19 protein-coding genes are annotated in these 23,759 nt (G+C 45.6%); 6 read left to right on the forward strand and 13 right to left on the reverse strand.

Annotated elements, in window-relative coordinates; genetic code table 11:
• Window positions 1-29: 29 nt before the first annotated feature.
• Complete coding sequence (locus AC1RJL_RS17985) at window positions 30-359, forward strand: DUF2934 domain-containing protein (RefSeq protein ID WP_492916543.1); 330 nt, start codon at window positions 30-32, stop codon at window positions 357-359.
• Here AC1RJL_RS17985 and AC1RJL_RS17990 read toward each other — a convergent pair.
• From AC1RJL_RS17990 to AC1RJL_RS18025, 8 genes are all read right to left on the reverse strand, one after another.
• Window positions 356-1,066 (reverse strand): polysaccharide deacetylase family protein, encoded by a 711-nt coding sequence (locus AC1RJL_RS17990; RefSeq protein ID WP_492916545.1) that lies wholly within the window; start codon window positions 1,064-1,066, stop codon window positions 356-358. The two genes, AC1RJL_RS17985 and AC1RJL_RS17990, sit on opposite strands and share 4 nt — an antisense overlap.
• Window positions 1,041-1,619: a YkoP family protein gene (locus tag AC1RJL_RS17995; RefSeq protein ID WP_492916547.1), complete on the reverse strand. Its 579-nt coding sequence runs from the start codon at window positions 1,617-1,619 to the stop codon at window positions 1,041-1,043. The genes AC1RJL_RS17990 and AC1RJL_RS17995 overlap by 26 nt, the downstream gene beginning before the upstream one ends.
• Complete coding sequence (locus tag AC1RJL_RS18000) at window positions 1,616-2,965, reverse strand: MGDG synthase family glycosyltransferase (protein WP_492916549.1); 1,350 nt, start codon at window positions 2,963-2,965, stop codon at window positions 1,616-1,618. Before AC1RJL_RS18000 ends, AC1RJL_RS17995 begins: the two co-directional genes overlap by 4 nt.
• Before the next feature lie 194 nt (window positions 2,966-3,159).
• Window positions 3,160-4,140: a Csu type fimbrial protein gene (locus AC1RJL_RS18005; protein ID WP_492916551.1), complete on the reverse strand. Its 981-nt coding sequence runs from the start codon at window positions 4,138-4,140 to the stop codon at window positions 3,160-3,162.
• A complete protein-coding gene (locus tag AC1RJL_RS18010; RefSeq protein ID WP_492916553.1) occupies window positions 4,137-6,434 on the reverse strand; it encodes a fimbria/pilus outer membrane usher protein in 2,298 nt (765 codons plus the stop codon). The genes AC1RJL_RS18005 and AC1RJL_RS18010 overlap by 4 nt, the downstream gene beginning before the upstream one ends.
• Window positions 6,421-7,188, reverse strand: coding sequence for a fimbrial biogenesis chaperone (locus AC1RJL_RS18015; protein WP_492916555.1), 768 nt, complete (start codon window positions 7,186-7,188; stop codon window positions 6,421-6,423). Before AC1RJL_RS18015 ends, AC1RJL_RS18010 begins: the two co-directional genes overlap by 14 nt.
• 86 nt (window positions 7,189-7,274) lie before the next feature.
• Complete coding sequence (locus AC1RJL_RS18020; protein ID WP_492916557.1) at window positions 7,275-7,802, reverse strand: Csu type fimbrial protein; 528 nt, start codon at window positions 7,800-7,802, stop codon at window positions 7,275-7,277.
• A gap of 25 nt (window positions 7,803-7,827) precedes the next feature.
• Window positions 7,828-8,373: a Csu type fimbrial protein gene (locus tag AC1RJL_RS18025; RefSeq protein WP_492916559.1), complete on the reverse strand. Its 546-nt coding sequence runs from the start codon at window positions 8,371-8,373 to the stop codon at window positions 7,828-7,830.
• Between the two features lie 455 nt (window positions 8,374-8,828).
• Here AC1RJL_RS18025 and AC1RJL_RS18030 point away from each other — a divergent pair, with 455 nt between their 5' ends.
• Window positions 8,829-9,413, forward strand: coding sequence for an Lcl C-terminal domain-containing protein (locus AC1RJL_RS18030; protein WP_492916561.1), 585 nt, complete (start codon window positions 8,829-8,831; stop codon window positions 9,411-9,413).
• Between the two features lie 64 nt (window positions 9,414-9,477).
• Here the strand turns inward: AC1RJL_RS18030 and AC1RJL_RS18035 are convergent, their stop codons facing one another.
• The gene (locus AC1RJL_RS18035) at window positions 9,478-11,409 is read right to left on the reverse strand and encodes a TonB-dependent receptor plug domain-containing protein (RefSeq protein WP_492916563.1); all 1,932 of its coding nucleotides are present in this window, start codon (window positions 11,407-11,409) and stop codon (window positions 9,478-9,480) included.
• Between the two features lie 84 nt (window positions 11,410-11,493).
• Window positions 11,494-16,953, reverse strand: coding sequence for a discoidin domain-containing protein (locus AC1RJL_RS18040; protein ID WP_492916565.1), 5,460 nt, complete (start codon window positions 16,951-16,953; stop codon window positions 11,494-11,496).
• Between the two features lie 886 nt (window positions 16,954-17,839).
• On the opposite strand from AC1RJL_RS18040, the gene AC1RJL_RS18045 reads away from it, so the two are divergent.
• Together AC1RJL_RS18045 and AC1RJL_RS18050 are read left to right on the forward strand one after the other, a co-directional pair.
• On the forward strand, window positions 17,840-19,069 hold the full coding sequence (locus AC1RJL_RS18045) for a zinc-dependent alcohol dehydrogenase (RefSeq protein WP_492916567.1): 1,230 nt from the start codon (window positions 17,840-17,842) through the stop codon (window positions 19,067-19,069).
• A gap of 72 nt (window positions 19,070-19,141) precedes the next feature.
• Window positions 19,142-20,044 carry an SDR family oxidoreductase gene (locus AC1RJL_RS18050; RefSeq protein WP_492916569.1) on the forward strand — a complete coding sequence of 301 codons (903 nt, stop codon included), beginning with the start codon at window positions 19,142-19,144 and terminating at the stop codon, window positions 20,042-20,044.
• Window positions 20,045-20,340: 296 nt separating this feature from the next.
• Here the strand turns inward: AC1RJL_RS18050 and AC1RJL_RS18055 are convergent, their stop codons facing one another.
• From AC1RJL_RS18055 to AC1RJL_RS18065, 3 genes are all read right to left on the reverse strand, one after another.
• Window positions 20,341-20,865: a DUF4142 domain-containing protein gene (locus AC1RJL_RS18055; protein ID WP_492916571.1), complete on the reverse strand. Its 525-nt coding sequence runs from the start codon at window positions 20,863-20,865 to the stop codon at window positions 20,341-20,343.
• A gap of 393 nt (window positions 20,866-21,258) precedes the next feature.
• Window positions 21,259-21,741: a hemerythrin domain-containing protein gene (locus AC1RJL_RS18060; protein WP_492916573.1), complete on the reverse strand. Its 483-nt coding sequence runs from the start codon at window positions 21,739-21,741 to the stop codon at window positions 21,259-21,261.
• A gap of 512 nt (window positions 21,742-22,253) precedes the next feature.
• Window positions 22,254-22,406 (reverse strand): DUF4142 domain-containing protein, encoded by a 153-nt coding sequence (locus AC1RJL_RS18065; RefSeq protein ID WP_492916575.1) that lies wholly within the window; start codon window positions 22,404-22,406, stop codon window positions 22,254-22,256.
• Between the two features lie 132 nt (window positions 22,407-22,538).
• On the opposite strand from AC1RJL_RS18065, the gene AC1RJL_RS18070 reads away from it, so the two are divergent.
• Window positions 22,539-23,033 carry a hypothetical protein gene (locus tag AC1RJL_RS18070; RefSeq protein ID WP_492916577.1) on the forward strand — a complete coding sequence of 165 codons (495 nt, stop codon included), beginning with the start codon at window positions 22,539-22,541 and terminating at the stop codon, window positions 23,031-23,033.
• Window positions 23,034-23,102: 69 nt separating this feature from the next.
• A complete protein-coding gene (locus AC1RJL_RS18075) occupies window positions 23,103-23,753 on the forward strand; it encodes a DUF6766 family protein (protein ID WP_492916579.1) in 651 nt (216 codons plus the stop codon).
• The last annotated feature ends 6 nt before the right edge of the window (window positions 23,754-23,759 follow it).

Raw genomic sequence — 23,759 nt, forward strand, 5'->3', positions numbered from 1 at the left:
CTTTTGGGTATAGATAGGGGAGAATTGTAATGAAACTGTCTAAATTTTTATTAATTTCCAGCGTGGTAACAGGATTAGTACTATTAAGTCGCACTCTTTTTTTCAGCCCAGCTCGACGCACTACCGGATATACGGACGTGGATGACGCATCGCTTGATGAGAACAGCATCCGCGATCTCGCACAACAAATCTGGGAAAGCGAGGGCAAGCCAGAGGGACAAGCAGCGCGGCATTGGGCGATGGCGACCGAATTATTAAAGTTGAGTTTGTCGGAGGAAGCTTATTCGAATACGCGGCACAGGAATGAATCTTCCACGCATGATCCCTATTCGTACACTGATAAAACAAGCATTCATTAATTATCAGGAAAAGTAAATTCATCGAGAGTGGTGGTAACCAGGGATCTCTCATTGAGAGAGCGAAGAAAAACCGGCAAACATTGTAGCGTTATTTCTGGGTGATTATGCTCGCGTTTACCATCATGCATTAAAACGATATCACCGACTTTTATTTGATCCAATCGTTGCGTTATTCCTGCATACGTCCCCATTAGCCCCCAATCAATAATGCTGTGGTTCCATAATATAGTTGCCATGTGTTCAGCATGTGCTTGTTCACGCATTGCATTGCGTAAACGTCCGAATGGTGGGCGAAACCAGCGTGGAGCTGCACCGGTAATATTTTCTATAACTGCCGTAGTGCGAGCCACTTCCTGCTTTGCGCGCCCGGAAGTAATAGCCCAGGGATGACAATGACTATAGGTATGGTTACCGATAGTGTGACCGGCTGTTGCCATTTGTTTGATTAAATCCGGATATTGTTCTGCAGCCTCGCCCATTACAAAAAAAGTAGCTTTTGCATCGTAATCAGCCAAAAGGTTCAGGATTTTTTGCGTATAGACTGGATCTGGACCATCGTCAAATGTCAGGCAGACCGCACAATTTTGCGGCACGGCGGCTTTGCTAATACTATTAAAATCGGCAATGGAATGAATTGGCGCCGGCAAAGGCGTCCGGTCAGAAAACCACGGAATCAATGCCTTACTTTTGCTCAGGGATAAGCTCATTGGTTGATGGCTCCGCAGAGAAATATTTAAGTAAATTTTGGCGTGTTAACCAATAAGCATGTGGTTGGATACGATTATTCTCAAGCGCAGATACATGCGGAAAAAAAACACGCAGTAATACTTTAAAATAAAATTTTCGTACCAGAGTGAGCGCAGAATCTGGCAGACGCTCAATCAGGAAGCCCAGTTTTTCCCCATGGGGAGGCAACCAACTTACACCATGAAATACTTTTACATGCCTGAGTTGGTCATGGGTGCCAATGTTATCGGCCAGATGCTTAAATGAAGACAAAAGTAATTTTCGAAAGCGCAATGCATTGCGAATATAATGCTGCGGGTTTGAAGACGATCCGATAAAACACTCGCGATTAAAATGCAGAATAGCCAAATGATCGCCAGGCTCCACCCATGTCCCGTCATTCATCACCCGCCGCTCGCCGGCGAATGTTTCGAAGGAGAAACTTAACAGCTCGTTAAATTTTTCCACTCCATGCCTGCGCCGCCAGGAAGCATCGTACCAACACATAAATCGATAGAATAATGTGTTTTTCATAGCGCACCTGTATTTGCCTGCTCCAAATAGACTGCCTCTCTCTGCTGCAGAATATTTTCCAATTCTGCAACAACTGCCATGGCAGCATCCGCACGGCCCAGTTGATAGGCATTTCGTTTCATATTGCGCAGCAGTTCGGGATTGCTGAATAGTTCATCCAGCACAGCGGGTAGTTGGGGTAAATCCACGCGCAGCCCCGCCTTTTTTGCTTGCAAAAATTGAACATTATGTGCTTCTTGTCCACCTAGACAACAAGTAGCAATAAAAGGTCTTCCGCACGCAAGTGTTTCACTGACAGTTAAACCTCCCGGCTTACCAATCACCACATCTGCAGCACAGATTAAATAACTAATATCCTTACACCATCCATATAAACGAAAGCGATTTTGATAATGCTTCGACAGCTGACGCAGTGCGTCCACATCCGCCGGGTTTGCACCACCGGTAACCAGCACCTGATAATTGTGGCGCTCATCATTCAACAATTGTTTCACCGCTTCCACCACACCGATGCTGCATTGGCCGCCGGTAATTAATACTGTCGGATGTTGTTCAAGGCCGAGATGTACACGCGCCTGTGTTTGAGTGGGAATATTGGAAAACGCCGGTACTAATGGAATCCCTGTTACTTTAATCCGATTTGCTGCAACCCCCTGTTTGCGTAAAGACTCGGCAACCTCTTCGTGGCTGACACAATATAAACTTGTTGTATCGCGCACCCATACCCCATGCACACCGTAGTCCGTTAATACACCTATGACCGGCTGCGTAATCAAGCCTTTTTGAATTGAGCGTGATAGCAATGCATTAGGGTACATTTGGGTAGCAATCAAGACATCTGGCTCATACTCGTTGACGAATTTTCTTAATCGTGTTGCCATGATGTTATAGATCAACCCCAGCAGCCCTTGGGTTAGCAGACGTCCAGCGGGAATTTTATTGCGATTGCAAATACTGTTGATCAGCGTATTGAATAACGCGCTATCGAGATTTTTGTGGAATACCGGAAGCGAGAAACGGGAGCGCTCAAACACCTCGGGAAAAGAGCGGTGCTGTTGCTCATCAAGAAATTCCACCAAATTTTTATCTGCAGGAATCTTGCCTGCAAGCTGGCGATAGAAATTTTTATCGAGATCATAGAGTTTCTGATAAAGCTCAGGCTGCTCCGCTGTCATGCGCAAATAGCCGTCCTGGATTGCGGCACTCACCTTCTCATCAATAAGACTGGTTATATTCAGATACCGGGTTTCGATATTGGGATGACTGTATTGGAGCACCTGTTCTATTGCTTCTGCAGCACGGGTATGGCCATAACCTGGACTGGAGGTAAGAAATAAACACTTCATGACTTTTCCTTTTCCAACAACAACTAAGATCCGATGAGTAGCAACGGATATCGTTAAATTGAAATGGGAGATTACGGGGCTATCAGGCATGACTCGGTACGCCAACCAACATAAGTGAAAACAGGAAATGGGTAAGATTGAGCTGACACGGATGAATTGATGCAGATTGAAATAACAGGCAGCGCAATCGAATCCTAGTACTCAATTACCATGCGTACACTATCGGTATAAACACCGGCAATAGCTACCGATTGCCCACTGGTGATCCGGATAGGCAATATAATCGTTTCACTCGCACCTGTCCCTAAACGGTTTAACGGATTAGAGGAACTCACCTGTACAGAAGTGGAGCTTGGCTGGTAAATTTGGTATTTAATAGCTTGCCCGCCAACGCTAACCATATTGCGCGAACCTGATGCATAGTGGCTGCCATTGTCGGGATAAAATAAATAATCCTCACTATTAGTACAGCGCAAACTTGTTGAGAGTGTTGCTGTCGGCGCACTTTCCAGAAAACTAACCACACCGAAATCCACCACTGTAGGACTACTTATAAATTCGCAGCTTTTACTCACCGTCATTGTCATAGACATAGTGACTGTTGAATTCACCGGCGATGAACTAATGCAAATCCCCGGCAACCCTATGCCTGTACAAATAGAACCATCTACCAATAATGATTGCGTTCCAGTATATGTACCTGCACTGGGCCAGATTGCAGTGGTTGCCGTTTTAACATGGAGAGGAATGTTCACATTACCAGAGGTTAATACGCCCAAGGTTAATAACTGAAATCCTGATGGCCCCCCAATGCTTTGTCCCGATGCAGTAATAGCAGGTGTGTAAGTCGAATTGCTTCCCATCACGTAGGAAATAGAATCGATACCATTTGACATGGTAAGCGGCTGTTGCGCTGCGTAACGCAACCAGCTATTAGTGTTAAGCAGAGTTAGTGTCAAGCCACTTGAACAGGTGACCAAAAAACTGGCAGCTACCGAAGAACCATTAGGCGAAATATTTCCCAGTGGAACGCTTTGGGATGCATAAGTGCCGTAGCTAATAGTAGCCGGCGTAGTGGTAGCAGTGGCATTGCAAGCTGCCAAAACCTGAAGTGTAAAGCTCGATAAAAAAATACTGCACACAACCAACGAAAAAAAACAGCCAGATTTTTTCATTCGACAACCTCACTGGCTTGATGACAAATAACAACACCCAGGCGCGGCAATGACCCGGAGGTATCTGCAGGGGGATTAACATTCAATACACAATTTCCAGACTTCCAATAAAGTTCCAGTGGGGCCGACAAATCTTCGATATATACTTCACCATTCCAGCCAACGACATACTCCTGATTGCCGTCAGCCGTGTACAAAATACTACCCAACGGCAGTGGCTGCTGTTCCGAGATATGTGCCTCAATAATTACGGATTGAAAAAAATGCAGCGGGAACTGCAAATACACACCACCTTTACGACGAGGCACCACCATTTGTTCAATCGAACTAATTGAGGCATTTGCTGGCAACTGCGCCGGATCAATCGCTATACGGTTTTCCAGATAACTGCTTAAGTCGGGAACCAATAATTTTCCATCGTCATCAGTTTCCCCTACCAGTTGGTTGCCGATTAAAACCGGAACATCAGCCTGCCTCGCTTCAACTAACGCAAATGAATCAAGAATAGTTCTACTTGCATAAATACTATTATCCATTAGCACTAAAGCACCGGCAATTTCACCGGAAACCTGTGTTTGCCCACTATTGCGATAAACACTGGCCGAAGTTTCAGTAACGTCAGCACGCCAGTCAAGCGAAGCATAACTGTTCCTGTTGCTGCTATCGTCTAAGGCAGCACTCCATCCCAATCCACCTTCATAAGGCGCATTACGCATTGCTTGAATTTGTGAATGCCAACCGACATCAACATCGCGCAGGCTACCGATGCTTGCGTGCCCTTCGCGTCCAATCGGCATGCTTAAAGTAAGGCTAATAATGCTATCGCGATTACCACCGAGTTGACGATTGATATTGGAGAAAAGTGTGAGGCCCGAACGAAAGTAGCGACTCCAGGAAAAACTCATAAATTCACGTATGCCAGCGAACGGTTCACTCATACGAAAATAACCTAAATTAAATGATCCTAATTCATCGCCATAAATTGAAAACGCTACCTGCAATTGCGAATCGCGCATGACACCCTGATCAATCGAACCAAGATCATGGTAGTGTCCAGAACGTTTTAAATAACGAGAACTAAAACCAACCCATTTATTGTTGTATGAGTAGCCAATAGCATTTTGATAACCGTTGTTGTCGCGGTATTCACTTGATACATGAGAAAGCTCCACAACACCGTAATGGCTGGCGAGCAAAGTAAAACCCAAGCCACCCAGATTAAGCCCCTCACCGGTTTGAACAAGGATTTGTGGCGTAAGAAAAGAATTAACACCGTAGCGAAAACTGCCACTGGCTACCGGTTCGGCGGCGTAATTATCCGAACGTAAACCAAAGTCTTCGCGCCGAAATCCGAATGTCAGATCGTAATCCAACATACCAGGCGACAACAATTCGCTGGCCACATAAAAATTTACCGTTTGCCGTGCCTGCCGTCCTTGTAAATCAGTAGTAATAATATCGGCGATGCCGGCGCCGGAAATATGGGGCATAGTGTCAATTAAAAAAGGGCCTGGACTAACATTATCGCGCCAGCGCAATTGGTCATTGATAAGGACGTCTACGCTACCCGGTACTGCGGATTCGCCGTAAAACTCAGGCAAAGGATACGTAATAAGATTCGGATCCAATTCATAATCACGCGCAAAACGCATTCCGCCTATACGAATACTTCTACCCCAGGTCGGCGTTGCATTGATAACATCGCCCACTGTCACACTACGCAAATCACTTTCATGGTCTTTTTGGTAATAGGTATCAAAACGAATGTAATCCGAATCTATACCTTCGACAGATCTATCTTGCAACAAACCATTACTCATTAAGTAATAGCTGTGACTAAACCAATAAAGCTCATGCCATATAGATGTCTGGGTTCCTATCTGATCGTTTATTGCCACCAGGTTATAATTAACAAAAGCGCCTTTGTCGCGCCGCGAAGAATTCTCCCGAATACCTTTAGCATAAGTACTGAAAGACTGAAGTGGCAACATACTCCCTGGAACGCTAACAAATAATTGCTGCAAGGCTTCATCATAAGCAGCCGACACACCGGGTAACGAACTCAATAAAATGCGCGAATCCGTTGATGGTGCAAGCATCACACCTATGGAGCGAAAGTCAGCGGAAGAAACTTCCCAGTCATTACCTTTCCTAATTACTTCAATTAGTTGCCCGGTATTTTTATTATTAATAAATATTTCCAGATAGAGAACATCATCTGCTCTGGCAGTACCAATACAAACCGCAAGGACCAGATATATCCATAATGTCCTATGTGGATCATAGTGCTGCAATTTCCAGCTCCTGCCTATCCTGCTCGAAAACCAGTGTTATTTTTTTTTGCTGTACTTTACTTAAATGCTTTGCATCTATGGGCCAGGATTTAGTCGAACCAACAAGCACATACCCTAACAATCCCTCGCTTAAAATAATGGAGGATTCACCTTCAACATCCATTCTCACTTTACTAAGGCGGGCATTAAAACTTCCCCTATTAGTGATTTCGATAGCGGGTTGTGGTTGGGAAATTATCCGATATCGCAGGCCTTCTGCCATTGCACGCAAACGATGGCCAACATTTTTATCAGCATAAGCAGCGGGGATACCAACAAACAGAGGAAGTGAATAGCGCATTTGGAAGCTCAATGGCGCCTCACTCTTTTTTCCTTCTACCGGGATTTCATCGATAATCAAGCGAAAGCTTTTTTCCTCTACAGCGTTTAAGACAACGCCTTTTCGATTTACTACACGAAAAACTTGTTGCGTACCGGGCTTAACGGTAATTAACGGCGGACTTACCACTAAATCATCCTGCGCATCGTATTGCTCGGCATTATCATGCTGGCTCCATTTCAAGACACGTGCTTGTAAAACTATATCTTCAGTTACACTGTTGTTCCTGACCCAGACCATCGTAGCGGATGCAGGCGCATCAATGCGTGGATTAATTGGCCAGACACCGAGGCTAGCTGCATCAAGTTTTATAGCCAATAACAACATCCAAATTGCAATCAGATAATAACGTTTCTTACCCAAGTATTTTTCCATAAGCTTCTTCCCGTGAATTTCTTAGGTGTAAACAACACTGATTTTTCTTCTCACGCTCTCCTCTAAAAGAGTGCATTAAAATATTATTAGTAAGTCACCGTAACCAAGACTTGGTCTATGTATTGTCCGGATGGTGGTGTCGGTTGCGCCAATACACGGCCATATACAGGAAATGTTTTAGTCGCGCCGTCGCTAAATACAATGGAAAGCCCCAAGGCATCGTCCCACACGGTAAGGCGGTCTGATGAGGTATAAAGTTGATAATTTAATGTGCTGGTGCCAGTAATCAGACGCATTTTCCGGTCGCTAGTACCTGTTCCATACAGACCAGCACCCAAAGTGATTTTGGCTGTAGTACCGGGAGTACAACGCAGCAAAATATTTCCACTGCCGGAAGCAGTTACACCATTTTTTAGCGTATTGCTTTTATAGATATCACCAAAATTTAGTGTGCCTAGCACAGTAGCTCCAGTTGATACATTATTCAGGAGGCAACCATTCACAATCTGGATTTTGATCTGGGTTACACTTGATGTCAGGGTTTTATCATTGACCGCCCAGCTAGTGGATACAATAAATACCCAAAGTAGAATTATCCAAGTGAGCCATTTCATTATTCGCACTTGAACAACAACCGAGCTACCAGGTAATAACGACTTGAATGGTATCAGTGTAGGTGCCTGCCGAGATTCCACTCTGCCCTCCGGGAATACGGCCATACACATTAAAGGTAGTTGGCGCACCATTAGCAGTGCTACTAAGCGGAGTTCCTGTCGTCCATGGTAATGTGCGCGCGGCATTTTGATAGAGAGTGTAAGACAATAATGTTGATGGAGCGCTTATATTTGCCATGGCGCGAGTACCGCCGGAAAAATATAAACCATTATCCAAGGTAATCGTAAACGGCGTTCCATTAGAGCACTCCATTACAATTCCGCCACTACCACCACCGGTAGTTTGTGCATCGATATTTGCTGCACCGATGGTATTAATACTACCAAAATTGAGTGAACCAAAATCAATAATACCCGAACTGACATTAGCATTATTAACTTGGCAACCAGCACCAACAGTAGCTGTAATGTCAAGTGTACCATTCACTGTTGCAGCATTGATATTAAAAGAAGGGATAATAACTAAAGCAGCTAAAGCACTGAATTTAGCGTATAAACATTGATTTTTCATAACAGACTCCATTGCATTACTTCCACGATTTGACTTATAAATATAACAAAAATCGCATTACTGACGCAGCTTTAAAAACTCTTACTATTAATAGTATAAAAGCAAAAATTTATCCAGTAACTACAAATATCTATTCTTGATAAAAATCAATTTAAGTAAAACAAATAATAAAAAATACCATTGAATGTTAAAAAGTTTATTGATATGAAAAATAGTTTAGTAATTAATATTCGCATTTTCAAAATCAAAACCTATGCAAATATAAATGCCATTCACTATTCTTCATCCTCATAATATATAAGGCACTCACTTTCATTTATCCGATCAAACTACATTTACTAGAGAAATGACGTCTTCGAGCGATTTTATTTAGACCAATTGGATTTTCTGCAGCAATTAAAATGAGATAATGCGCGTAAATCTACAATAATTGCTTTTCCAGAGAGGTGGCAGATTTGAAATCAAATTTATTTATTGCGATCCTATTCATAGTCAACCTACTAGCACTTATTTGCCATGCCATTGAGCACGACAATAAAGACAGTATTGTTAAAAAAGAAGCCTACAGCCTATTGGATAAAGAAGGAAAACCAACTTCGACGATCGCGCGTTGCGCAACCAGCCAGCAATCAGGCCTAACCTGGGAATTAAAAACCGACGACGATGGTATTTATGATAAAGATAACGTTTATCGCTGGGGAGGGATTGGCGCTGAAAAAACCGGCACTATTTTTTTTGATGACTGGAATAATTTGCTCAAGGCTGCCAACACCGAAAAACTGTGTGGCTTTGATGATTGGCGTGTACCGACAATTGATGAATTAAAAACACTGGTGGTCGACACCAATAAAAAACCCGTTATTGATTCCACTATATTTCCATTAACACTGGCAATGCCTTACTGGTCAGTATCAACCTATCAACATTATCCCGAACACGCGCAGACAGTGGATTTTAGTACAGGCGCATCACATTATTACAATGGCTTTCGTGGTGACCGCTTACCTTTACGCTTAGTGCGTAGCAATAACAATAAATAAAAAACTAAAAAAAGTATCGCCGACCTCATGGCAAACTCGGTTGGCGATGACTCATTAAGCAGTTTTACTGATCTGTTCTCCATTGCAAACCAACACGCCATAATAAACCAGGAGCAGGAAAGCCAACGGCAGTCGACGCTGAATTATCGAAGAGATTTTCCACCGATACCGTCATCCTGAGTGAATCGCTGATCGACCAAAAAAAATTGGCATCAAGTCGCTGGTAATCATTCAACTCATGCAGCGTTGCTTCACCGGTGTGTTGACTGGTTGCAAACTGTTCACCGATTTGTTGGTAATCCAGACTTGTGCGCAAGCTGTCGCTGATTTGCCAATGCGCCGCCACGCCCGCACGCCATTGCGGGCGACCGGTTAATACCGAGACGCTGTCTTTCACATCAATATCGGTATAGGTTGCATTGCCACGCAGACCTACACGATTATCCACGCTGTTCCATTGCGCCTGCCACTCAACACCGCTGGTTTTGATTTGCTCACGATTAACGTTGGTAAAAAGTCCACTGTCAAAATCAATGGGATCACGGAAATCGTTAGCGAAATAATCAATACCGGTGACGAATTGATTTGACACTTGCCACGCGATTCCGGCGTCCCAACTATCCACTTTTTCAGGCTTCAAATCTGCATTACCCACCAGCGGATGCCCAAGCGCAAAAAAGCTCGGCAATTTATATCCATCACCATAATGCGTGCGCAGCGCAATTGACTCCGATAATTGGTAACGTAAACCGAACCGGCTTGATGTTTCGCGACTGAATCCATCGGTATCATCAGTGCGCACGCTGGCTTGCAGTAATAATTTTTCATTCACTTGCCCATTTACATCAACAAAACCGCTATCGGTAGAACGATCCAATGAAAAATCCGTGGGTACCATAAAACCAACATCCAGATAACCGCGACTGTCGCCTTCTTCTTTACGATTTTCCAATCCGATATTGGCCCACAGTTTTCCCTGTTGCCCAAAGGTATTTATCCAGGAGATTTGCTGCCGCTCAAAATCCGTATCGGCGCCGTTCGCGGGTATTGCGCCATAGGGTGCAATGCCCGGTGATGTAAATGATTCCGAACGTTGGTAGCGAGTGCCTTGTACATGACTTTTCCAATAATCGGATAACTGAAATTGCCAGCCAAGTGCAACACTTTTATCGGTGTAGTCGGTGTAATCCAATGCGGGCGAGATAGCGAATTCAGGGCCGCCGCTTTGTTCGGGATAATTGCTGCGGTCACCGTCAAAATAGCGAACATTTGCGCTAAAAAAATGCGCATCTGTAGGTCGCCAGTCCAAACGTAAATTAATTTCACTGTCTTCCGCCCTGCTTCCTTCAACAGGTTCACCAGAGTCGCGCATACGTACTTGTAGCGAGTAATCCACCTGGTCATTTGCACCCAATGCACTAAAACCGCCTTGCTGAAACCCTTTGTCACCAATCGTCGCCGACGCAGATTGTTGATGTCCCTGCCGGGGACGCAGACTGATAATGTTAATGACACCCGCCAATGCGTCAGCCCCATAAATAGCTGACTGTGGACCACGCACAATTTCAATGCGCTCAATAGAATCCACATTGATGCTATTCAAATCAAATGCGCCGCCACGGCTGTTGCCCGGGTCATTTACCGCGACGCCATCAATCAACACCAGCGTGTAATTTGATTCACCGCCGCGAATGGATGCTACCGCCAATCCACCGGGACCACCTTGTTGTTCGATTAGCACTCCGGGCACCGATTGCAGCACATCGGCAAGATTGGTTTTATTCAACTGCACCACTATTTCCCGATCAACCACACTCACACTGGATGACACTTGTTCCATGGCCAGTGGATTGTATGTGCCGGTAACAATCACTTGTTCAACAGTGTGTTGTTGCGCAAAAAGCGGCGCTGCGTTGAGTAATAAAGTCAGCGGCAATAACCTAATAGAAAGCGGCGTAAAAATTTCTAATGATGTTGTCGTTTTAGTGTTGTTCATAACCTTTTCGATACCAAAGCTACATGAAAAAGTCCGCGCTGTATTAGCAGCGCGGACAAGCGAGGATTTACCTTAAATCACTGATTACTTGGCGGAGGTCCACTCAATCGCTTTACGGATCATCTCCACCATATTGGGATCGGAGAAATTCGCATCGACGTGACCGATCGCGGTATAGAACATCCGTCCGGTTCCAACGGTGTTGGTGAAAATTACCGGATGGTCAGCGACCGGATAATTCGATGCATAACTGGTGCGATCCAGCGTGCCCAGAACTTCAACGTTACCCACACTGCGCGGATTGGTTTTCCAGAAATACCATTCGTCGCCGAGCATCCATTCAGCGCCAATGTGTTTGACCAATGTGTTTTCCGGTTTTTCGATTTTCACTTTCGCGCGCGGGATTCCATCGCCGTGATGGATAAATTCAGCGCCGGCAAACAGGGTTCCGGTATACCAGGCCCAGCCGTGTTCTGTGTCCGCTGCTGAGTGAGTACCGACAAAACCACCGCCATTTTCCATATAGGACCTGAACGCGGTTTTCTGCGCATCAGTGAAGATATCGCCGGTGGTATTCATAAACACAATGGTTGAGTACTGCGCGAGATTAGCGGTGGTGAAAATGCTTGAGTCCTCCGATGCAGTGACGGAATAACCGTTGGCTTGGGCGATCTGTTGCACCATTGCAATACCCGCGGGAATTGAGTCATGACGGAAACCGGATGTTTTGGAGAAGACCAACACTTTCGGACAAGTCGCTCCACAACTCACACGGAATTTACGTATCTTGGGCACACTGACTTCCACCCCACTGCTGTTGACCAGACTGATGCGCAGACTGTGTTGACCGGTCGATAACAGCCCCAGATTTATTTCATTGAGATTGTTAACACGCACAGCAGGATTGGTATCCAGGTAGTAAACATAACCACCCGCGTTAAACCAATTCGCATCGGTAACTGCCACACGGAATTTCACCACTTCGGTCTGCGCAATCACCGCATCATTTGCTGGCGACACAAAGCTGATGAGCGCGAGATTTGCATCGGCAGGAACACCGTATACTTCGAACTCAAACAGCGAGTAGCCGTAGCCAGTGGCGCGCTGTATTCCGCGCATACGGATGTATCGACCTTTCTGACCGTCAAGCACCAGGGTATCGATACCGCCATCACCATTAGTGGTGGTATTGACGATTTCCCAGGTACTGCCGTTTTCAGATACTTCGATCACGTAGCTCTTGCCGTAGGCCGCTTCCCAATTCAATACAACGCGGGTGAAGTGAATACTTTTGCCCATATCCAATTGGATGTATTGGGCATCGGATTCCGCACTTTCCCAACGGGTCGCGACATTGCCGTCGTGCGCATTTGCCACGGTATTGCCACCGAGGAAACTGGAGGCCGTCGATCCGACCGGCGCGAGTTTGGCTGGACTTGGCGTGGCAGGTGTATCGCCCGCTGTCCTCACTGTAAAGGTGTTGGTTGTGGTGGTGCCTACCACCTGGCTCTGCGCATTTAATAGCGTTACAGCAACACTGTGAGTACCTACCGGTAAGGCACCCAGATTGACTGCAGTTGCATTGGTCACCCTGATTGCAGTCGCATTATTGAGCGAGTAGCGATAGCTGCCGCCCGAGCTAAACCAGGCTGCATCACTGACAGCCACTTGCAGACTGACCGTATTGCCCTGCACAAATTGCTGGCCCGCCGTTGGTGAGCTGATGCTGATCGTTGGTGTGGTGACCACATCCAGCGGAGTACCGTAAACGCGGAACTCCCACAGTGAGAAACCATATTGGGTAGCGCGGGTAATGCCGGTCAAGCGCACATAACGCCCCTGCCCGCTTACGGTCAGCGCATCCTGCCCGCCATTGCCGGTGGTGGTGCGGAACAACTCCGTCCAACCGCCGGTGCCGGTATCCGATGCTTCGATCACATAACCTTTGCCGTACGCCGCTTCCCACTCCAGCACAATCTGGGTGATCTTCATCTTGGCGCCGAGATCGATCTGGATGTATTGGTTATCGGCAAAAATACTTTCCCAACGCGTACCCATATTGCCGTCAACCGCCGCCGCACCGTTGTTGTTGCCGATCACTGCCGAGGTCGTAACGGTTTTATTTTGTGAGATCAACACCGGTGTTTCCGGTACTGTCGCATTCACCGTGAAGTTATTGGTACGCGCCGTACCCACCGCTTGACCGGCCGCGTTATAAAGCTGGATGCGCAGGCTGTGTTGACCGACCGCCGGAGCCGGAATGCTGACCGGATTGGCGTTGGCGACAGGCACCGCTGTATTGGCATCGAGCGTGTACCTATAGGTGCCGCCACTGCTAAACCAGGCTGTATCGGAAACGGATACCTGCAAGGTTACCGCACTGCCCTGGGTATATTGCTGGCCCGCAGCCGGTGTGGTGAAGTTGATCGTGGGTGTGGCAACAGGAGTATCGCTACCGCCCCAGATTTCAAATTCAAATAACGAGTAACCATAGCCGGTTCCACGGGTGAGGCCATTCAACCGAATATAACGATAGGAGCCGGACAAATTGCCATGGGTTTCGGCGCCGCCGGTGCCATTGGTTTTGCTCACAATCGGCGTCCAAGTAGTGCGGTTCAGCGACCCCTGGATATTGTAGGACTTGCCGTAAGCCGCTTCCCACAGCAGTTTAATTTCACTGATGGTTTGCGGGGTTTGCAGATCGATCTCGATCCATTGTGGATCAGAGAACTGGCTACCCCAACGTGTTAGCGGATCGCCGTCGACAACATTCGCGCCGACAAAACCACCTTCAACCGACGAGGTCGTCACCGGCTTGCCTTTGGATAGCAATACTTTGCCTTGTGGCGGCGTACCCGACAGACCGGTAATCCATTGGCTCAGGACATCGATATATTCCTTGTGTTCCAGCGAGCGGCCGATGGGTGGCATACGGTCATTCGGATTGGTGCTCTTATCACGGATATACAGTACCGACTCCAGAGGCGCGCCTGCCGCCACGACTTTCGCATTGGCAATACCGTAATCGGCGAGGTAATCGCGGATACCGGTGGTGGCGAGGTTTACCACTTTCATCTGGCTCAACGGCGTATTAAAGCGGGCATCCCATTGCGAACCACCAGCGCCGGTGCCGTGGCAATGCGCACAGTTGGCATCGAGATAAGACTTCACCCGTGCTTCAAGGGATGCACTGGTATCGTTGAGTGCGACCGTTTTGTCGAAACCGGCGATCTGGCTATTGGTAAACGCCGGTGTGAACAGATTGCGGTTGTTCCAGTGCGCCAACTGATTCTCGGTCACGCCACTTGGATAGGTGTAATTCCCATTCAATTGGCGCGTGCTTAACCCGAGGATCTGGCTGGACTGCGCGTTATGGCAATCGATACATTCTGTCGGGCTCGGATAAGTCCAGGTTTGCGTAGCGGTTGTGCCATCGGCATTGGTGATGCTGACGTTCTGCTGCGCACCTGTGGTTAACAAATCCGCATCGCTGTTGTCCGCGCGCCATCTGTAGGTGACGCCATAGACTTTGCCATCGGCCTTAACGACCAGCAGGCGGGTTTCCAAGCGTCTTTTGGTTGCCGGATTGTTCGCATTGGTGGGCAGTTCAAAGTTTTTCACCACGACGGTGCCCTGCGGATAAATCCAGTTTTCTTTCGCGTCCCATTTCACTTTGGTATTGGCAGGCAGTGAGATCCAGCGCGCCTTGGTCGCGTTGTCGGAATAGAGTTGGCTATTAGGCGAAAACGGTAAAAGGTTCGCACTTGGCACCATGTTGGGCGTGTTGCTGAAGACACCGGTTTGCGACAGCAATTTAGGCACCCCGGTAAAACTGGCATCCAATGTTTTGGGCATATTCAAATAGGCATATTGCGTGAGCGGCTGCTCGGGTTCATTGCCCGCAAACACTTCAAATTCATAGATCGAATGACCATAAGCGCTGGCCCGTGCCGTTCCCGTCAAGCGCACGTACCGGTAAGCCTTGGTTGAGTTGATCATATGCAATTCGGAATTGCCGGTACCGTTATTGTTGGTAACCAGGCGCTCCCAGGTCGTACCGTTAACCGAGGCTTCGATGATGTACCTGGAACTGTATGCCGCCTCCCACTTGATCACAATCGTGGCGATAGTTGTCGGCGTACGCAGGTCGACAGTCAAGCTTTGCGGGTCAGATGCAGTACTTTCCCAGCGGGTATTCGGGTTGCCATCAATTGCATAGGCAGCCAGATTCCCACCGGTTTCCGAAGTAGCAGTAGCCACACCACCCACGGCAACATTGGTGCCGTTATAGCGGTCGCCGATGTAATCAAAGCGGTACAGCACGCCATTGCCAAAGGGCTCTTTGTCGCAGCACCCTGAACCCCATTGCAACACGTAAAGTTGCTGCGTACGCGGATCAAGCTCGACGTCGATAGCGCCCTGGAAATTCGCCGTGTTCAACGGAAACTCTTCTGCAACCGGTGGACTGGCATTGGCGGCGAGATTGATCGTAAAAAATTTGCTGCTGTTAAAATCCCAAAAAATCAACCGGCCGTCGTAATAGGCGGGCAATTTAAATTCATTGGTAATGGCTTCATTAAAGCGATACACAGGCCCGGCCATGGTCGCCTGGTGGCGAATGGTCCAGAGCGCCGGCTTGGCGGGCGGAAGGTTTTTCGCCCCGGTATTGCGCGCGTGGTTATTGACGATGTTATTGGGATTAAAACCGGCATAGGGTTCGTTAAAACCGATAATGTAGGGCCAGCCGTAATTGCCTGCAGTGCGCAGCTCATGGATTTCATCCATTCCGCCGGGGCCTTCGGCACTTGCCGCCGATGAATCCGGGCCGATATCACCCAGATATAAATAACCGGTTAGCGGATCGATATTAATCCGGAAGGGATTGCGGAAACCCATGCCGTAAATTTCAGCGCGATGGGTTGCATCCGCAGGAAATAAATTCCCCGCTGGAATCGTATATTTGCCGTCAGCCGTTGGCGTGATGCGCAAAACTTTACCGCGCAAGTCATTGGTATTGCCCGAAGTCGCCTGCGCGCCTTCCGAGAAATATCCACTCGCCGCGTTGTTATCACCGGTGGTGATCAACAGGTTGCCGCTCTTATCAAACTTCATACTGCCACCCATGTGACCATGGGCTTCGTTACCGGTAATCCACTCCAATAAAATAGATTCCGATCCTGCAACCAGCGCGTTATTCGCATTTACCGTAAAACGCGACACACGTGTCTTGCTGCCCGGAGATGTGTATTGGACGTATATATAGCCATTCTGGGTAAATTTGGGATCAAGCGCGAGGCTCAGCAAACCATCCTCAAATACGCAGCGCACATTGGGCACAGTGGAAGTGACAGTGGCGACCCCACCATCTAATTTCCAACCGTAAAACTTGCCGCATTTGCTCACGACAAACGCGCGGCCATCGGCCGAAATTTCAAACTCCATGGGTAAATCCAATCCCTCCGCGACTACCGTCCGCTGAAAATCGATCGATTTCGGTGCTTGTGCTGTTGCAGATGCTGCAACAAACAATGCCGCTAAAGCCATGAACGAGTAACACAGGTTGTTAATACTTCTGCACCACCTAATTATGTTTATAAAGGTGTTCATTGAGTTGCCTCCAATAGAACTGGAATGACGCAGGACTACGCCAAAGCATTATTTGCCAAGTACGCTGCACTGCGTTGAAGGTTGAAAAATGGAGATGAAATTACGGCATAACCTCACAGTTGAATGGCTCGTCGCAAACCGGTTACTTGTTATTTGATATAGGGTCATATGGTTCACTGAGCCCGCTTATGGTACGAACAAGGAGGGACAAAACTCATCTCACTTTGGCGGCATACAGAAACATGGGATGAAAAGGCGGGTTTTTAGCCAAACATGGCACAGTAAGCAGATAATTTTTATAGCGGAATACGATTAATCATCAACAATGAGAACGCACATAATGGTTCGTACGGTTAAATGACATGAGCCGTACGTGTTTATGCCGAGTAGACGACAGTGCGATCGAGACGAGCATCACACAGCCGCAACCCCGCCAGGTCGCTCATATTGTATTCATGTGCCCTGAAAAATTATTAATTCAATAATCCAATGTATTATGCGTCAACTTAATCCAGGCATTGAAAGATAATTAAAAAATACTGATTACACATTTTATTAGCTCATAGCTCATAGCTCATCAGCAATGAGTCCCTTATTCTTCGTTAAATTTTGCAACTGAAATCTCGTAATTACACTACTGATGCAACCCAAGGTAACCCACTATTAGTGGGTTAACGCACGGAATCTCCATTCGCAAGTTGCAATCATCATGCGTCACTTCGCTAATGCGGCAATTTTTCCCTTTCCTGAAACTTCCTTAGAAGTTGCAGAAAGATGGCAGCATAAACCCACCACTGGATGTTAATAAATTCGGAGCGTAGCTATGAAAGCAGTAGTATTTCATGACATTGGTGACATCCGCTTGGAAGATGTACCCGAGCCCAGAATCGAAGAATCAACAGATGCAATTATTCGTATAACTGCATCTGCAATTTGTGGAACCGATCTTCACTTTGTGCGAGGAACTGTAGGTGGCATGAAAAAGGGCACTATTCTTGGCCATGAAGCAGTAGGCATTGTTGAAGAGCTAGGAGCTGATGTGCGCAACCTCCAAATTGGAGATCGGGTAGTCGTACCCTCAACCATCGCTTGTGGAAATTGCTCTTACTGTCGAGCTGGATACTATTCGCAATGTGATAACGCAAATCCTCATGGTAAACAGGCCGGTACAGCGTTTTTTGGTGGCCCAGAAAACACAGGGCCATTTCACGGTCTACAAGCCGAGAAAGCGCGTATTCCTTTCGCCAATATTGGACTTATAAAGCTCCCCTCAGAAATCTCCGACGACCAAGCCATTTTATTATCGGATATTTTCCCTACTGGCTATTTCGGTGCGGAAATGGCGGAAATTACGACTGGGGATACAGTTGCTGTATTCGGTTGCGGCCCTGTTGGCCAATTTGCCATTGCTAGCGCAAAACTGATGGGTGCTTCTCGCATATTTGCAATTGATAAACATCCAGACCGATTGAAGATGGCGCAAGCTCAAGGAGCAGAAATTATTAACTTTGAGCAGGAAGATCCTGTCAGCACACTTCAACGTCTTACGCGTGGAATCGGCGTTGATCGTGCCATAGATGCTGTGGGTGTTGACGCAGAGCATTCTCATCAGCATGGTGGCGATCAACAAACACCGGAAATGCTTGAAAAGTTTGAACAGGAAGTGAAAGAAATTGCTCCAATTACCGCGCCTGACGGAAAAAACTGGCGCCCTGGCGATGGGCCCAGCCAGGTTCTTTATTGGGCAGTAAACGCCTTGGCAAAGGCAGGCACACTCTCAATTATTGGTGTGTACTCTGAAAAATCGTGCTCATTTCCAATCGGGATTGCAGTTGAAAAAAGTTTGACCATCAACATGGGAAACTGCCATCACCGTAAATATATTCCCATATTAATTGATCTCACCATCAGCGGTAGAATTGATCCCAGTAAAATCCTGACCAATGTTGAACCGCTAAGCGACGTCATAGAAGCATTTAAAGCTTTTGATAGGCGGGACAATGGCTGGATTAAAGTTGAACTGCGAGCTCAAGAAACCAAGTCGTCAAAATAAATGGGATTCGTTATTCCAGATTAAATGATTGAATAAAGATGTAATTTTAATTCAATTTTAAGGAGATATTTGATGAATAAAACTGACCAATACACAATGCAAGATCCTCGCTTTCAATACCCCCTGCCCCACGCTAAACCCGACCCATCTCAACCGGACCCTGCCCTTGATAGCTTGTTAAAACCGCAAGCAGATCATGGCGAAAATACTTATCGTGGCTCCCAGCGGCTTGTAGGACGAAAGGCACTAATTACCGGTGCAGATTCCGGTATCGGTCGCGCGGTCGCGCTTGCATTTGCTCGCGAAGGAGCGGATGTAGTCATCACTCATCTTCCCAGTGAAGAAATTGATGCGGCTGAAACATTAAGATTAATTGAGGAAACGGGTCGCAAAGGAATTTGCATTCCCGGTGATATTACCGATAAAAACTTTTGCGAAGAGTTAGTAAAAGGAGCTGTGGCGCAGTTAGGTTCAATCGATATTTTGGTTAATAACGCTGCCAAGCAGCAATATATTGAAGAGTTGGGTGATATCCCTTCAGATGAATTTCAGGAAGTCTATGCAACGAATGTATTTGCGATGTTTTGGATAACTAAAGCTGCCGTACCACACATGCCGGCTGGAGCCAGTATTATCAATACAACGTCAATACAATCCTACCAACCATCTCCCGGATTGTTGGCATACGCATCGACCAAAGGAGCTATTACCGCCTTTACAAAAGGATTAGCAAAAATGTTGATCAAAAAAGGAATCAGGGTCAATGCTGTCGCACCAGGACCGATATGGACTCCAATACAATTGAGTGGCGGGCAATCAGAAGAAAAGCTTGAACATTTTGGTGAGCAAGTGCCGATGGGAAGACCGGGTCAACCAGCTGAAGTTGCGCCAGCTTTTGTTTTTCTTGCATCTCAAGAATCAAGTTATATAACGGCTGAAACAATCGGAGTAACCGGCGGAGCCCATTTGCCATGACAACTACGAATAATTAAATCTGTAGTAGATCCACAATCACCTATAATTGTGGATTTACCTAAATCCTATCAATCATAAAACCCTATGTAATAGCCGCCCGAAATACATGCCTTGCATTGACTCAAGCAACTCTTCACGCATTGCGCCTACGGGTAAACTCAGTTTTTTATCGAGAGCAAACACTTGGAAATAATAACCTTGTTCAGCATCAAAGTGATCTAACCGACAATGCGTAGAGTGAGGCGTTAAAGTGGAAATCCAGTGATGAGTCATATTGGATTTAAAAAAACCGGATTTCAATTACGATGACTTACTTGCGTATTTCCAAGATGCTTCGCCTTGTCCAGGTAGCGCAGAAGTATTGGCAAAGTCACTCCGGCAAATATGGCTATTTCCTTGTCGGTAGACTCGCCGGCTCTCTGGAAAAGCCTGATCATCCTCTCATAAATATCAATGCGGTTCTTCACATAAAGCTGATCAAAAGGCTGTGCTTCATATTGGTCGAATGTAGATCTCCTGGCCTTAACCACAAGCCCAGCTTCGAATACTGATGTTATACTCTTCTGGTTTGCAATGCGGGTAAGCTCTCCATTAATAGTTGTATGATCCGCAATCGCCATTTTTGCAAATGATTTCACATCGACTATAGAAGACCTTTTTAGCGCGAGCTTTCCAGCTTCTATTTCGACAATACCCAACATCAAACTTTCTTCAATAAAATCTTTAACATCAATCCTGTCATTACCAAATGTTAAATTACACAATGTATCGAAAATACCGAGCAATACCTTTTTATAAAACATTACCGCCATATTCATCATTATTACTCTATTCTTGCATATGCCATAAAATTTCCAATCTGTTGTACGACATCCACATATACTGATTGCCGCATGAATCTAACTAATATGGTTCACTCACCTCTGTTCAGTGTTTAACATATTAACGGTGGGGAAAATCATTCGGCTAATTTAAAAATATTCTGGCATTGCTTGAATAATGTGCAATTTTATAAGCTATAAAATTGATGAAAGCAGAGCTGAAGAGAGTAAAACGGCTGTGGTATTTATATTACATCGTTAGCTGCTGTGTATCGTACCAATTGGAAATGTCTATCAACACAGCAATGTGCTTCTATTTTTCTGGTGATCGTTTCCAAATCGTGAAATGAATAAAGGGGCTTACGCCCCTTTATTTTCCGCTATGGAGCACACTTACCCTAGCGCAGCTTTTAATTCCTCTTTTCGCAATGCCAATTGTGTCCCCAGCTCAATTAAATCAAGCTTCGTTTCTTTGACTTTTGGAAAAATCTCATTTTGCTCTTCCTTAACATGATGCTTGACGTATTCAGATAACACCTTAACTTTTGCATCATATAATTCAGAACCAGGAGACTCACTCTCGATCTGGGCAATGAGATATTTTAATGTTTCATGTTCTACCCTAGCCTCGGGAACTAACGACTTGTCTCTCAATACCACTTCAATTGCGGGGTAGAAAATCTCCTCCTCAATTTGGGCGTGGACAGTAAGTTCCTGGCATATCTCCGTTGCCAGTGCTTGTTTTTTTGCAGATGAACGTGCTGATTCAAATTGTTCGAATAAATCATTCACCAGCTTATGATCAGCACGCAGAAGTCTTGTCGCTTCCTGAGCTTTACCGGCCAATGGGATAATTTTTTTGGCTGAATTAGGCATAGTATTTCTCCAGTTTTTCACGGTTACAATTAGTGTCTTTTTTGAAACGTTAAGCTCTAATAACATCAAATAACATCAAATTAAATTTCTTACAAAAAGATAAAGTTGTTACATACAAGCTTATATGAACTTAACGATCATTTATGTCAGAGTACAAGTAATAAGAATGCAATATAGATACCATCCCTTAAATTGGCACAATATACAATGTTTTGGCGGCTTAATCCTTTAGTGAACCGGATTACATTTAGCTTTAATGATCGGAGGTAAAAATTTTTGAAACCTTTACAGCCGTTATGTTGATATATAAGTTGGAATCGATTTTGCTGACTCAATTAAGTAATTCAGCATGGTCTTCTATGATCAAGGAGTTTATGCATCATGTTATATGGACGGACGCCATGAAATTTCGAAATACATATACAGGATTGTTCAGTTGCCAAAGAAAATGCACGACCAGATATCGATATTAATTGCTTTGAACAGATTATCTACATTGACGCAGTGATCCTCTAACTATGATCGCTAATCACCTGCCGCGCAAAGGTCTTGACTACTGGCAAAGTTGACTTTTGAAGAGCGAGTTTTCCAGCTTCAACTTCTGCGATATCCTTTGCAGAAGCGTCATCGACAAAATCATCTGCATCAATATCTGCTGCAAACACTTATGCTGCCATACCGACGCATGCCACAACCCCTACACCGGTAAAAATATTCTTCATCGTTTTCATAATTTGATCCGAATTGTAGTAACAGTGAATTATTGAACGAAGAAAAAATAGCGTACAAATCAGAGGATGTATATTCCCTACGCCGCTTATTCAATATTTAAGCTGTACTACGAGCGCAAACGAACGGATTACCTGCCAGAGAGTGTTCATATTTTATCTATTTACATCGTTATAACCGCAATACTTTACTTGCCAGTTATTAATCTGGCCTATTTTCACAACCGGGGTAAGAGAGAAAAAAGTATGTCAAAAAAAACTGACAATATTGCTGGCGCGGGATCTGTATTAAGCACAGTCTCGGGACCATCTGCCCCGCTGTCCAGAGAGGTAGGTAGCGACACCCCCGAAGCCCAACGATTGCCAGAAAAAGTAGCCGCTACTCAAGAGCTGGTAGCAGCTACACCTTACAATCAAAATAAATCACTTGAATACGGTGAAGCAGTATTGGCACCAAATGCCGGAGAAACAACTGCGTTAGAGGATTTTATTCTTCGAGAAAAAATTACGCATTTTGATCACGAAAGGCTTCCAGATTACGCTCTCCGGACATATTTGACGTGATCTCGATAAAATTAAAAAGATCGGCTTAAAAAATGCCATAGCTGGTACAACACAAATTGGAGAACTGAATTGAACCGTCAGCATTCGTTTCTTAAACGCAATGGACTTCTCATAACATTTATGGCGCTGATGATACTCACAGTCATCGGTCAGATTTATACAGGCTGGAACGAACATGTACAGGAGCGAATCGAGAAAAATCTTCCTTTTTACCCCTTTGCTGAATATCTGTACTCAGGACATTTCATACAATCCACTTTTGAGAATTGGGAGAGTGAATTTCTTCAAATGGGTTTGTACGTTTATTTGACAGTTTTTTTATTTCAGCGAGGCTCTGCAGAGTCCAAATCCCTTGATAAACCTGAAGCAGTTGACCGCCACCCCACCCCACACCCAAACGCGCCATGGCCAGTCAAGAAAGGCGGTCTGTATCTGGTTATTTATCAAAATTCCCTGAGCCTGATTTTCATGACCCTGTTTGTGATTTCTTTTCTTCTGCACGCTTATGGAACGATGAAAGATATCAATGATTCGGAACAAAACCAACTTACCTATCTACAAGTATTCACCGAAAATAGATTTTGGTTTGAGTCATTGCAGAATTGGCAAAGCGAATTTCTATCAGTAGCAGCCATTGTATTTTTCTCGATTTATTTACGGCAAAAAGGCTCACCGGAATCAAAACCTGTTGATGCGCCCCACAGCGAAACGGGTAAGTAATATCTC

It is taken from the genome of Cellvibrio sp. GW822-FHT04B05 (genome assembly GCF_058800985.1).

Bases quoted from the DNA above. Each gene is read 5' to 3' on its own strand.
- AC1RJL_RS18040 (WP_492916565.1), bottom strand. From the start codon at position 16,953: ATGGCTTTAGCGGCATTGTTTGTTGCAGCATCTGCAACAGCACAAGCA.
- AC1RJL_RS18045 (WP_492916567.1), top strand. From the start codon at position 17,840: ATGAAAGCAGTAGTATTTCATGACATTGGTGACATCCGCTTGGAAGAT.
- AC1RJL_RS18015 (WP_492916555.1), bottom strand. From the start codon at position 7,188: ATGGAAAAATACTTGGGTAAGAAACGTTATTATCTGATTGCAATTTGG.
- AC1RJL_RS18025 (WP_492916559.1), bottom strand. From the start codon at position 8,373: ATGAAAAATCAATGTTTATACGCTAAATTCAGTGCTTTAGCTGCTTTA.
- AC1RJL_RS17990 (WP_492916545.1), bottom strand. From the start codon at position 1,066: ATGAGCTTATCCCTGAGCAAAAGTAAGGCATTGATTCCGTGGTTTTCT.
- AC1RJL_RS18055 (WP_492916571.1), bottom strand. From the start codon at position 20,865: ATGATGAATATGGCGGTAATGTTTTATAAAAAGGTATTGCTCGGTATT.
- AC1RJL_RS18000 (WP_492916549.1), bottom strand. From the start codon at position 2,965: ATGAAGTGTTTATTTCTTACCTCCAGTCCAGGTTATGGCCATACCCGT.
- AC1RJL_RS18070 (WP_492916577.1), top strand. From the start codon at position 22,539: ATGTATATTCCCTACGCCGCTTATTCAATATTTAAGCTGTACTACGAG.
- AC1RJL_RS18020 (WP_492916557.1), bottom strand. From the start codon at position 7,802: ATGAAATGGCTCACTTGGATAATTCTACTTTGGGTATTTATTGTATCC.
- AC1RJL_RS18035 (WP_492916563.1), bottom strand. From the start codon at position 11,409: ATGAACAACACTAAAACGACAACATCATTAGAAATTTTTACGCCGCTT.
- AC1RJL_RS18005 (WP_492916551.1), bottom strand. From the start codon at position 4,140: ATGAAAAAATCTGGCTGTTTTTTTTCGTTGGTTGTGTGCAGTATTTTT.
- AC1RJL_RS18060 (WP_492916573.1), bottom strand. From the start codon at position 21,741: ATGCCTAATTCAGCCAAAAAAATTATCCCATTGGCCGGTAAAGCTCAG.
- AC1RJL_RS17985 (WP_492916543.1), top strand. From the start codon at position 30: ATGAAACTGTCTAAATTTTTATTAATTTCCAGCGTGGTAACAGGATTA.
- AC1RJL_RS18050 (WP_492916569.1), top strand. From the start codon at position 19,142: ATGAATAAAACTGACCAATACACAATGCAAGATCCTCGCTTTCAATAC.
- AC1RJL_RS17995 (WP_492916547.1), bottom strand. From the start codon at position 1,619: ATGAAAAACACATTATTCTATCGATTTATGTGTTGGTACGATGCTTCC.